This window comes from Dokdonia sp. LLG6352-1 (assembly GCF_045055815.1).
Lineage (GTDB): Bacteria > Bacteroidota > Bacteroidia > Flavobacteriales > Flavobacteriaceae > Dokdonia > Dokdonia donghaensis.
In genome coordinates, this window is sequence record NZ_CP159329.1 from 1843058 (window position 1) to 1854972 (window position 11915).

13 protein-coding genes are annotated in these 11915 nt (G+C 39.1%); 8 read left to right on the forward strand and 5 right to left on the reverse strand.

Translation table 11 applies throughout. The annotated features are described in order from the left end of the window. Window positions 1–5 precede the first annotated feature (5 nt). The 4 genes from ABVM49_RS08250 to ABVM49_RS08265 all read left to right on the forward strand — a co-directional run bounded on the left by ABVM49_RS08250 (window position 6) and on the right by ABVM49_RS08265 (window position 3992). The gene (locus ABVM49_RS08250; RefSeq protein WP_021778363.1) at window positions 6–1502 is read left to right on the forward strand and encodes a TrkH family potassium uptake protein; all 1497 of its coding nucleotides are present in this window, start codon (window positions 6–8) and stop codon (window positions 1500–1502) included. After that, window positions 1502–2476: a YpdA family putative bacillithiol disulfide reductase gene (locus tag ABVM49_RS08255; RefSeq protein WP_405201464.1), complete on the forward strand. Its 975-nt coding sequence runs from the start codon at window positions 1502–1504 to the stop codon at window positions 2474–2476. The genes ABVM49_RS08250 and ABVM49_RS08255 overlap by 1 nt, the downstream gene beginning before the upstream one ends. Before the next feature lie 152 nt (window positions 2477–2628). Then, complete coding sequence (gene ctlX, locus ABVM49_RS08260) at window positions 2629–3570, forward strand: citrulline utilization hydrolase CtlX (RefSeq protein WP_405201465.1); 942 nt, start codon at window positions 2629–2631, stop codon at window positions 3568–3570. 14 nt (window positions 3571–3584) lie between these two features. Next, on the forward strand, window positions 3585–3992 hold the full coding sequence (locus ABVM49_RS08265; RefSeq protein ID WP_021778366.1) for an Rrf2 family transcriptional regulator: 408 nt from the start codon (window positions 3585–3587) through the stop codon (window positions 3990–3992). A gap of 252 nt (window positions 3993–4244) precedes the next feature. Here ABVM49_RS08265 and ABVM49_RS08270 read toward each other — a convergent pair whose 3' ends face one another. Together ABVM49_RS08270 and ABVM49_RS08275 are read right to left on the reverse strand one after the other, a co-directional pair. Next, window positions 4245–5681, reverse strand: a complete 1437-nt coding sequence (locus ABVM49_RS08270; protein ID WP_405201466.1) for an SDR family oxidoreductase — start codon at window positions 5679–5681, stop codon at window positions 4245–4247. 4 nt (window positions 5682–5685) lie between these two features. Continuing rightward, a complete protein-coding gene (locus ABVM49_RS08275; RefSeq protein WP_375252113.1) occupies window positions 5686–6117 on the reverse strand; it encodes a hypothetical protein in 432 nt (143 codons plus the stop codon). A 183-nt stretch (window positions 6118–6300) separates the two neighbouring features. Here ABVM49_RS08275 and argS point away from each other — a divergent pair, with 183 nt between their 5' ends. Continuing rightward, a complete protein-coding gene (gene argS / locus ABVM49_RS08280) occupies window positions 6301–8079 on the forward strand; it encodes an arginine--tRNA ligase (RefSeq protein WP_405201467.1) in 1779 nt (592 codons plus the stop codon). Between the two features lie 78 nt (window positions 8080–8157). On the opposite strand, the gene ABVM49_RS08285 is transcribed toward argS, so the two are convergent. From ABVM49_RS08285 to recF, 3 genes are read right to left on the reverse strand one after another with little or no spacing between them, the layout of a single operon-like run. Then, entirely contained in the window at window positions 8158–8451 is a 294-nt protein-coding gene (locus ABVM49_RS08285; protein WP_035325280.1) for a DUF721 domain-containing protein, read from the reverse strand. Further along, window positions 8451–8867: a hypothetical protein gene (locus ABVM49_RS08290; RefSeq protein ID WP_038597195.1), complete on the reverse strand. Its 417-nt coding sequence runs from the start codon at window positions 8865–8867 to the stop codon at window positions 8451–8453. The genes ABVM49_RS08285 and ABVM49_RS08290 overlap by 1 nt, the downstream gene beginning before the upstream one ends. Before the next feature lie 48 nt (window positions 8868–8915). After that, complete coding sequence (gene recF / locus ABVM49_RS08295; protein ID WP_035325278.1) at window positions 8916–10007, reverse strand: DNA replication/repair protein RecF; 1092 nt, start codon at window positions 10005–10007, stop codon at window positions 8916–8918. 143 nt (window positions 10008–10150) lie between these two features. Here recF and ABVM49_RS08300 point away from each other — a divergent pair, with 143 nt between their 5' ends. From ABVM49_RS08300 to ABVM49_RS08310, 3 genes are all read left to right on the forward strand, one after another. Then, a complete protein-coding gene (locus ABVM49_RS08300; protein ID WP_405201468.1) occupies window positions 10151–10936 on the forward strand; it encodes a tetratricopeptide repeat protein in 786 nt (261 codons plus the stop codon). Between the two features lie 63 nt (window positions 10937–10999). Then, window positions 11000–11497, forward strand: a complete 498-nt coding sequence (gene ribH / locus ABVM49_RS08305; protein ID WP_021778374.1) for a 6,7-dimethyl-8-ribityllumazine synthase — start codon at window positions 11000–11002, stop codon at window positions 11495–11497. A 125-nt stretch (window positions 11498–11622) separates the two neighbouring features. Further along, complete coding sequence (locus ABVM49_RS08310) at window positions 11623–11910, forward strand: hypothetical protein (protein ID WP_021778375.1); 288 nt, start codon at window positions 11623–11625, stop codon at window positions 11908–11910. Window positions 11911–11915: the final 5 nt, after the last annotated feature.

Here is an 11915-nt window from a genome sequence, read left to right on the forward strand (position 1 = left end):
CCCCAATGCCAAAACTTAATTACAAGATTATATTTCACTTAATGGGATTACTGCTGCTTTTTAATGGCGGCTTTATGCTCATTGCAGCACTTGTAAGTTTTCTTGCAAAAGATGGCGTAGGTCTTGAAGTCTCGGCAGCGGCACTGCTTACTGCATTTGCCGGTACGTTGCTTATGTTTATGACACGTGGGCACGAGAAAATTGTAAAAAAACGAGAAGGGTATATTATTGTGACCTTTGGGTGGCTATTTATGTCACTTAGTGGTATGTTGCCTTACCTTTTTACGGGAGCTATACCAGGCGTGGCAAATGCCTTTTTTGAGACTATAAGTGGGTATACCACAACAGGAGCCACCATACTTACAGATATAGAAGCGTTGCCTAAGAGTATTCTCTTCTGGCGCTCTACCACACACTGGATAGGGGGTATGGGTATCATTGTACTTGCTATTGCTATACTGCCATTGCTAGGTATAGGAGGGATGCAGCTCTTTGCGGCAGAAGCTCCAGGACCTAGTGCAGATAAGTTACACCCTAGAATTACTGATACGGCAAAACGTCTATGGTTAATTTACGTAAGCTTTACAGTGATTGAAACCATCTTGCTTAAGCTGGCTGGTATGTCATTTTTTGATGCGGTAAACCACGCATTGAGTACACTCTCAACTGGAGGATTTTCTACAAAAAATGCAAGTGTAGCTTACTGGAATGATAAGCCAGTTATACAGTACATCATAACGTTCTTTATGCTTCTAGCGGGTACAAACTTTGTATTAAGCTATTTTGCATTTAAGGGTAAAATCCAGAAGATTTTAAAAGATGAGGAGTTTAGGCTTTATATGGCTTTTGTCTTTGGCTTTGGGATTTTAGTGTCATTAGTAATGTACTTTAATGCAGACCTTAGTCTGTCTACAATAGAGCACCCTATGGTGTGGGGTAAGGCAGAAGCTGCTTTTCGTCACGGGTTGTTTCAAGTACTAGCAGTTATCACAACCACAGGATTTGTCACGGCAGACTACACAATGTGGACACCTTTTCTTACCGTTATTTTCTTTGGACTTATGTTCTTAGGAGGATCTGCAGGGTCAACATCGGGAGGTATTAAAGTTGTGCGCCACCTGCTTACCATACGTAATGCTATAGTTGAGTTTAAAAGAACACTGCACCCTAACGCAATACTACCTGTGCGCTACAATTCAAAATCTGTAGATCGCTCTATTATATTTAACATCCTTGCATTCTTTATATTATATATGCTCTCTTGGATTATAGGCGCAAGTGTACTTGCCTCGATGGGACTTGATTTTAGAACAGCCCTGGGAGGATCTGCATCTGCACTAGGTAACGTAGGTCCAGCCTTTGGAGGGTTAAGTCCTGTAGATAGTTATGGGTGGTTACCTATAGGAGCAAAATGGTGGATGGCATTCTTAATGCTCATAGGGCGTCTAGAGCTGTTTACCGTACTCATTTTATTAACCCCATTTTTCTGGAGAAATAGATAATGTTTGCACAATCACCATACGATCTCATAATAATAGGCGCAGGACCTATAGGTCTTGCCTGCGGTATTGCAGCTCATAAAAAAGGACTTAATTACCTTATTGTAGAAAAGGGAGTGCTCGTAAATACCATCTACAGGTATCCAGAAAATATGACTTTTTTTAGTACCTCAAAGCTGCTAGAAATAGGTCGCGTTCCTTTTGTATCACATACAGATAAGCCTACTCGTAAGGAGGCGCTTGAGTATTATAGAAGAGTGCAAGACACCTGGAAACTAAGATTAAAACTCTATACTCAGGTACAGAAAATGACGCCTAAAGATGATGGATATGAGATTGAGACAGATAAGGGTAGCGCTTTCGCGAAAGCGGTTATAGTATCCACCGGTTTTTATGATGTCGCTCGCACACTAGGCGTACCAGGAGAAGACCTACCTAAGGTAAAACACTTTTATGACAGTCCGCACCCGTATGTAGATCAAAAAATACTTGTGGTGGGAGCTGCAAACTCTGCCTGTGATGTTGCGCTAGAAACCTACTACAAAAATGCAGAGGTAACAATGGCAATACGTGGGGAAGGCCTGTATGAAAAAACCAAATACTGGATCAAGCCTAATATTGAAAACCGAATAAAAGAAGGCTCCATAAAGGCTTACTTTAATACCACAGTAAAAGAAATAACACCGTCTACCGTAGTTTTAAATACTCCAGATGGGAAGGTCGTCTTAGAAAATGACTTCGTACTGGCAATGATAGGCTACAAGCCAGATTATACCTTGTTTGAAAAGTTAGGCCTGCCTGTTACAGATGACGAGACACGCACACCTATTCATAATCAAGAGACGCTAGAAACGCCACTAGAGCGTGTATATGTTGCTGGGGTAATTGCTGCAGGGATGCGCACAAGCAAACTCTTTATAGAGAATACACGTGAGCACGGCGATATGATTATAGATGATCTTATAACCAAGCTGTAAAGCGCGTAAATCCAGGCATTTTTAGAGCGATTTTTTTGGTAATAAAAAAGTCAAAAAGAGATAGGTATTCCTCAAATTCTCGCCTAAATTCGCAATCGATATAGTTTTTATATTCACCACTACTTATAAAAATATCATACACGAGGTAAGCTATGGCATCACGACAAATTACAAACACAATTTTAATGATACGTCCTGTTCAGTTTAGAATGAACGAGGAGACTGCGGTTAATAATTATTTTCAGGAAGATATAAGTCTTAAAAATGATGAGATCAATACAAAAGCACAACAAGAGTTTGATGACTTTGTTGCAAAGCTGCGCGCCGTGGGTGTAAACGTTATTGTTGAAAATGATGATATTAAGGGGAACACTCCAGATTCTGTCTTTCCAAATAACTGGGTATCTTTTCACGAAAGTGGTAATGTAGCCCTGTACCCTATGTTTGCCGAAAATAGAAGAAGAGAGCGCAGGGAAGAAGTGCTTACACGACTAGAAAGTGAAGGATTTATTATTAACAATATTGTAGACTACACAGAGGCAGAAGATGAAGATGTTTTTCTAGAAGGTACGGGTAGTATTCTTATGGACCGCCAGAACGAGCGTGCTTACTGCGCCTTATCTGCAAGAGCAGACGAGAGTTTGTTTATAGAGTTTTGTGAAGATTTTGAGTACACACCAGTCGTGTTTACTGCAAACCAAACGGTAGATGGTAAGAGATTACCTATTTATCACACTAACGTGATGATGTGTCTTGCAGAGGAGTTTTGTGTGATCTGTCTTGATACTATAGATGATAAAAAGGAGCGTAAAAATGTGCTCAAACACTTAAAAGAAACGGGTAAGCAAGTGATATCTATCACAGAAGAGCAAATGCATCACTTTGCAGGTAATATGTTACAGGTACTGGTAGCAGATGATAAGAAGTACCTAGTGATGAGTGCAGATGCACACCAGAGCCTCACTAAGGATCAAGTTAATAAGATAGAAAAACACTGTGAGATTTTAAGTAGCGACTTAAGTACGATAGAAACTTGTGGAGGAGGTAGTGCAAGATGTATGATGGCAGAGGTGTTTCTTCCTAAGGAAGAATAAAGTATATTCGTGTTATGCTTTCGCGAAAAACAAAATACGGATTAAAGGCACTCACTTTTCTAGCAAAAAAGCCAGAGAATACAACAGTGCTTATACAAGAAATCGCAGATTCTGAAAATATCTCAAAAAAGTTTCTGGAGAGTATTTTACTTTCTATGCGTAAAGCGGGCTACCTAGGTAGTAAAAAAGGCAAAGGTGGTGGATACTACCTTATTAAAAGCCCAGAAGATATAAAGATATCATCTGTGATACGCACGCTAGAGGGACCTATTGCGTTATTGCCTTGTGTGAGTCTTAACTTTTATGAACATTGTGATGATTGTCCCAAAGAAGAGGAGTGTAGTCTTCATATACTTATGATAGAAGTAAGAGACCAGACATTAAAAGTATTAGAAAATAAATCACTTATAGATCTTATTTAAACGATTTTGTGTAAAAGTGTATTAAATTCACACGAATCGGTATCTAAAGTGTAGGAAATTAGAGAATAACGCATTATATTTATCACATATAGGCGTTCTAGAATAATGTATTGAGAGAAGCAATTTTATAAGTGTTTGTAGTTTTCACTTTTAAAATTAACTGGTAAAACAGTACGGGTAATTTTTTTTAGTAGGATTTAAAAAGCGACCGAATTTATCTCTCAGATAATACACGTTCTGGTTCGCCTTTTTTTATTGCTCAAATCGCTTTGTAGCAATATTTCTTATCATCTCACCAAAAATAAAGTAGTGAAAGGGTAGCATACTATACCAGTATAGTCTGCCAAAAATACCTCTTGGCCTAAAGGTTGCCGTCTGGTGCAGTACATCATTATCATCTATTGTAAACTCAAGCCAAGCTTCTCCGGGTACGCGCATCTCTGCAAATAGTAATAACCTAGGCTCTTCTTTACTTGCTAGTAACACACGCCAGAAGTCTATTACATCACCTGTAAAAATCTTATCTGGATGTGTTCTTCCTCTGCGCAGGCCTACGCCTCCTACAAGTTTGTCTATATACCCTCTTATCTTCCACATCCAGTCACCATAATACCAGCCTCTATCACCACCTATTGCCCAGATATTTTCTAGAGCTAGGTTACGGTCTTTTAGATGTATGGTTTGTTTGTCTTTGAGGCATCCATAGCTAGGTACTTGTATATAGTCATCTAGATTTACTTTAATACGACCACTTACAAGACTATCTTTCCAAGAGCTCGCTACCTGATTTTGTTCAATTTTGGCGAAAGCCAAATCAATAGCATCTTCATAACTTATAGGGGTGATACCTAGTAAATCTTGCAATCTAGAGTCACTTGAGATCACCTCTACCTTCATACTATCTACAAGGTTTAGTGCCAGTTTATAAGATGTTGAGGTGATAAAATACAACCAGTATGAAGAGATTTTTGGGCTCATTACTGGTACTGTAAAAATATACAATGGTAGATTGCGCACTGTTGCATAACGCTGCATCATCTCTTTATAGCTTAGCACATCTGGCCCACCTATATCAAATTGATCATTATAAGTGCTCTCGTTGCCTAAAACTCCAGTGAGGTATTGCATTACATTGCGTATAGCTATAGGCTGGCATTTTGTATTGACCCATTTTGGGGTAATCATCACAGGTAGCTTCTCACATAGGTCGCGTATAATCTCAAAAGAAGAACTCCCAGATCCCACAATGATCCCTGCTCTAAGTACTGTGAGAGCAGCTTTACCTTTTTTTAGAGTGTTCTCTACGTTTTGACGTGAGCGTAGGTGTTTACTTAAGTTTTTATCATTTGCAATACCCCCTAGATAGATTACCTGCTGGCAACTAGTAGGAGCGAGATAGGTGTTAAAATTGAGCGCAGAGAGCTCTTCCTTCTCGTCAAAATCTGATGTGCTCGAGCTCATAGAGTGCAAGAGGTAGTAGGCAACATCTATATCTTTCGGTAATTTATTTGCTTCTGGTTTGTCTAGAAAGTCTATCTCTATAATAGTAATCTGTTCCTTTATTTTTTTACTTACAGACAGCCGCGCCTCATTGCGCACCACACATACCACCTCGTGATTTGCCTCAAGTAGCATAGGGAGTAATCGCATCCCTATATATCCATTTGCACCCGTAAGTAATATTTTCATAATCTTACAGGTCGTCTATGTTTGTGGGAGATTGCTGTGCTTTCTGGTCAAGAATACGCTTCATAAAATTATGCACTTTTTTATCTTTAGCCTTAGCTTCAATTTTGATAAAATAATTATCGCGATAGACACTATACTCTTCTGCTCGACCCTTGTAAAGGTTGAGTTTCCAGTAGGGAATTACCAGCGCATAGCTGTCTAGTAAGGCTCTAAAACCTACAATGATACCACGGGGTCTAAGCTCTATATTGCACTTATTGCGATATTTATCTAGAGCAAGAAAATTCTGGATCTGTATGCTAGATTCTGTAATGACAAGGTGACCTATACCTATGCCGCCTTGTTTAATGCGTTCACGCAATCCGTAGGGCTCGCCCACTTCTTCGTTAATTTTGCGCTTTACATCAGGATTGTTGTAAGATACGTTAAGAAGCATTTTTTTCTTTTAAAGATACGAGTTTCGCTAGTGTTTCCCTATGTGCTCTTTCAATTTTCACATATATTTGTGCCATATTTTTAGACACCCTGTGACTTAAATATGTGTAGCGGTGGCGTGGTTGTAATTACGCTTTCGCGAAAGCGCGATAAGTCCCATTATATTTTCAACTATCAAGATCCTATGTCGTTACAATCTACTATAGAAACTCACGTAAAAGCCGCTGTTGCCGAAATTTATAAAGCTGAACTCCCAGCGGTAGAATTTCAAGCAACTCGCAAAGAATTTGAAGGAGATATCACAGTAGTGGTTTTCCCTATGCTACGTGTTGTAAAAGGAAACCCTGTACAGATAGGAACACAAATAGGGGAGTACCTCGTAGCACAAGTTGAAGAGATTACTGCTTTTAATGTAGTAAAAGGTTTCTTAAACTTAGTAGTGGCAGATGCATTTTATATGAACGCCTTTGCAGAGATACAAGCCACCGAAAATTTTGGAAAAACACCAGAAGCCGGTAAAGCGGTAATGGTAGAATACTCTTCGCCTAACACAAATAAGCCACTTCACCTAGGTCACGTACGTAACGTGTTATTAGGATACTCTGTGTCAGAAATTATTAAGGCAGCAGGCTCTAAAGTTTATAAAACCCAAATCATTAATGACCGTGGGATTCATATCTGTAAGTCTATGCTGGCTTGGGAGCGTTATGGTAACGGAGAGACTCCAGAGTCTACAGGTCTTAAAGGAGATAAATTAGTCGGTAATTACTACGTAAAGTTTGACCAAGAATATAAGAAAGAAGTAGCTGCCCTCGTTGCTCAAGGTAAGAGCGAGGAGGAAGCAAAAAAAGAGGCTCCTTTATTGCTCGAGGCCCAAGAAATGCTACGCAAGTGGGAAGCTGGAGATGCAGAGACTGTCGCGCTATGGAAAAAAATGAACCAGTGGGTGTATGATGGTTTTGAAGTGACTTATAAAAATATAGGAGTAGATTTTGATAGCTACTACTACGAGAGCAACACATACCTACTAGGAAAAGACAATATAGAAGAAGGTCTTAAAAAAGGCGTTTTTGAAAAAGATCCAGACGGCTCTGTATGGTGTGACCTTACAGAAGATGGTCTAGATAGAAAGATTGTGTTGCGTGCAGATGGTACTGCAGTATATATGACGCAAGATATAGGTACTGCGATACAACGTGTAAAAGACCATCCAGATGTAGGTGGTATGATTTACACAGTAGGAAACGAGCAAGATTATCACTTTCAAGTATTATTCTTGATACTTAAAAAACTAGGCTACGACTGGGCAGAAAATCTTTTTCACCTTAGTTATGGTATGGTAGATCTTCCTTCTGGAAAGATGAAGTCTCGGGAAGGTACCGTAGTAGATGCAGATGATCTTATAAATGAAGTAGCTGCTACCGCAGGAGAAATCTCTGAGGAGCTAGGTAAACTAGATGGGTATACAGATGAGGAGAAGAAGGCGCTATATAAAACGATAGGTCTGGGAGCTCTTAAGTACTACATCCTTAAAGTAGATCCAAAAAAGAGAATTCTTTTTGACCCTAAGGAGTCTGTAGATTTTCAAGGGAATACAGGACCATTTATACAATATACATACGTGCGTATACAAGCCATATTACGCAAAGCTAAGGAGCTTAATGTTCCTGCAAGTGTTGAGGGAGCTAGAGATTTACACTCTAAAGAAAAAGAGCTTATTAAGCTTGTGCAAGACTATCCTGCAACGATACAGCTTGCCGCGGCCCAGAAGAGCCCAGCTATTATTGCAAATTATACCTATGATCTGGTAAAAGAGTATAACTCATTCTTCCAGCAGGTGCAGATTCTTGGTACAGATAACGTGGCAGACCAAAGCTTTAGAGTAGCGCTTAGTAAAGAAGTAGGGCAGGTAATAGAGAGTGCCTTTGGATTATTAGGAATAGACGTACCAGAGCGTATGTAGTCCTTAGTACTGGAAATAGGAAACAAAAAATGCGAGACAATAGTCTCGCATTTTTTTATGCTAGAATGTAGCTAGTTGTTATCTCAAGATGAGTTTTTTAATAACCTCACGGCCTAATTCCTCATTAAGCATTGTGCGTATTTTTTCTTTACCATAAGAGAGTTCTTCCCTAAAAACAGAAGAGCTTAGGTTTACAAAGAGTGTCTCTCTGTCAAAACGTATAGAAGTAGTATATGTCTCAAATGCTGGATTGAGCTTGTACCAAGCGGCTGTGACATCTACTTTGTCCATACCTTTGCTTAGTTTGTTTTTTTCTACAAATTCTCCCAGCGCTTGACTTATAGAAATTGGGTCTGCGTTTCTTTTTGCCATTACTCTATGATGAGGGGTTGATATCTACGGTATTTATAGATAATATCGTCTTTATTAATAAGAATGAGCTCTTCTTTGCTAGCTTTTTTTACAGTTTCTTGCCAGCTGTCTAAAGCTGTTGAATAACTCAATGTAAGAAGATCATCTTCTATAATTGCATTTATGTTCTCGCTATCGTTTGACGTGATAAACTCTCCTAGCGCATTGGGCTGTACTTTTTTACGTACGCCAGTCCCGTCTTCATTTATTTCAAAAAAGTCAATATTTTGACTCATTCCATAAGTTCTTGAGGTGCCGTCTGGCATCTCTATAGCGGCAATTTCCCAGTAACCGTTTATGTGTGCAAGTTTTTCTTGCGGTGATGAGCTACAGCTCAAAATGAGGAGGGCGAGAAGGGTATAAACTAGTTTTTTCACGTAAGTGTTCTAATAATGAGTACTGCAAATTACGATAAAAACAACAGCTTATTGTGCTCGTTCTAGATGAAAAAGCTCATAACTCTGGTGTATTTTTTTTACCACATTTTCTGTGCGTTCCGGGTGGGTATCACTTATAAATAACTGGCCAAAGTCGTTTGTGTTTACTAGCTCGATGATATGTTGCACACGGTTTTCATCTAGCTTGTCAAAAATATCATCTAGCAATAATAGCGGTGTAGTACCACTTTCTTGCTTTATAAAATCAAACTGCGCTAGCTTGAGTGCGATGAGGTATGATTTCTGCTGCCCTTGACTCCCAAATTTCTTTACAGGGTGGCCATTTATCTCAAACTGTAGGTCGTCTTTGTGTATTCCCACGCTTGTATATTGTAGAGAGCGATCTTTTGCTAGCGCATTAGTAAGTGAGTGCTTGAGCGGCATTGTACTTAGTGAGCTGTTATACGTAAGGGTTACATTTTCTGTATCGCCACTTATGGCTTTGTAGCGCTCATTAAAAATAGGTGCAAAGCGCTCTAAAAACTGCTGTCTTTTTTCAAAAATAGGAGTGCCAAAACCTTCTAGTTGCTCGTTATATACAGCAAGCGTATCTGCATTAAATGTATTATTTGCCGCAAAGTATTTAAGCAGGGCGTTGCGTTGCGATAGTATTTTTGAGTAGCCTAGTAGGTCGGAAAGATAGCTTTTGTCACTTTGTGAGATCACGCCATCTATAAATTTACGGCGGGTGTCACTGCCTTCTGTGATGAGGTCTCTATCTGCCGGAGAGATAATAACTAGCGGTAAAAAACCTATGTGGTCTGCAAAGCGGTCATATATTTTTGCATTTCGTTTTATGACCTTTTTCTGGCCTTTTTTTGCACTTACTACAACCTTCTCATCTCGTTCTTCTTTTTTATATAACCCATCTATTACAAAGAAGTCTGCATTGTGATTTATGTTTTGACTTGTGACGGGATTAAAGTAGCTTTTTCCAAAAGAAAGGTGGTAAATCGCATCAAGCACATTTGTCTTCCCCACGCCGTTATTTCCAACAAAACAATTAATTTTTGCATCAAAGGTAAAGGCCTTTGACTCAAAGTTTTTATAGTTTATAAGAGAGAGCGATTTTAAGATCATAGGGTGGGGTAGGTGTGGCGCGCTTTCGCGAAAGCGGTAAACATCTAGTAATATTGCTTATTAAGTCTTCAAAATTAAGCATTAATTTCCCTTTCATAATTCAATAAATATTATATTTTTGCCCGACTAATAAACGACGAAATATGGCAACATATAATAAAAGAGGATATAAACCGAAAACAAAGCCCGTAAAGGAAGAAGTTGAAGAGTTTATAGACGATAGCGAGAGTACAACTGCAGAGGTTTTTGGATCACTAGACGAAGGAGCAAATAAAGCAGAGGAGTGGTTTGAAAAAAATCAGAAACCAGTAATAGGCATCATAGTAGGTATTCTTGTTATTGCATTATTATATCTAGCTTACAATAAATTTGTGGCAGAACCTGCAGAGGCAGAAGCGGCAAATGAGCTTGTACTAGCTCAAGATAGCTTTACAACAGCACTAGAGGCGACTAATACTTCTGTAAAAGACTCACTCTATATGGTGGCTCTAGAAGGAAAGAATGGTAAGTATGGTCTTCTAGATGTGGCAGATAACTACGGTGGTACTGCAGCAGGAAACCTAGCAAACTACTACGCAGGGATGTCTTACCTTGAGGTAAAAGATTACCAGAAGGCAATCTCGCATCTTCAAGACTTCTCATCAGACGACCAGATGCTTGCGCCACTTGCAAAAGGAGCGATAGGCGATGCATTTATGCAACTAGGTCAACCAGAAGAGGCTCTAGGATACTACGAGAAGGCAGCTGGACTTAATGCAAACGATTTTACAACACCACGTTTCTTATTTAAAGCGGGTGTAACGGCTATAGAGCTTGGAAAAATGGATGCTGCTGTAAAATACCTTACACAGGTAAAAGAAGAGTATGCAACCTCAGACTATGCTGCGCAGGTAGACCTTTATCTAGGTCAAGCACAAGCAGGAAATTAATTAAGAGGTCATATTCTTAAAGTATATTGTAACTTTAAGGTATAACTTTTAAAACATAATATTATGGCAACAGTAGGTAACAACCTCTCTGTCTATGATAAAGCAACCATCCCAAACTCGAAAGATTTCAAGTTTGGGATTGTTGTTTCTGAGTGGAATGATGAGATTACAGAAGGACTTTTTCAAGGAGCATTTGATGCGCTTAAAGATTGTGGCGCTATAAACGATAACATTGTACGCTGGAACGTGCCAGGCGCTTTTGAGCTCATCTATGGGGCAAAAAAAATGACGCAGGCTTATGATATGCTCGATGCTGTAATCGTTATAGGTACAGTGATACAAGGAGAGACTAAGCATTTTGACTTTGTATGTGAAGGCGTTACTCAGGGCATTAAAGACCTTAACATTCAGCAAGATATTCCTGTTATATTCTGTGTACTTACAGATAATACTATTGAGCAATCTAGAGCTCGTAGTGGTGGGGAGCACGGTAATAAAGGTACAGAAGCAGCTATTGCAGCTATAAAAATGGCACAATTACGTAAAGACGCAAAGTTTTAATACGTAGTAGTTTTACGCTTTCGCGAAAGCGTACTTATCCCAAAAACAAATCTCTTTAACGCATAGCGAGGGCAAATTCGGTATGCTTTTTGGATACGAAATCGTATATTTGAAATAACAATATTATGGGATTTGTAAAACGCACAAATAAGAAGTATAGCTACGAGCCTCGCTATTATAATAGCGAGAAAGAAGGGAGTCCTTTTAAGATAGAAGGGCGCTTTGATGAGCACCGTAAAACCTTAACTTATAATAAAGGTTTGAAGAAGAAGTTTACAACCGCCTGGGATGAACTTCAAGAAAGCCGAAAGGGAGGTTACAACCGCACTATATTTTTTATCGTACTCATTTTAATATTTCTCTTTCTCTGGATAATAGATTTTGATTTATCCATCTTTACCAACCCTCTATAAAGTAG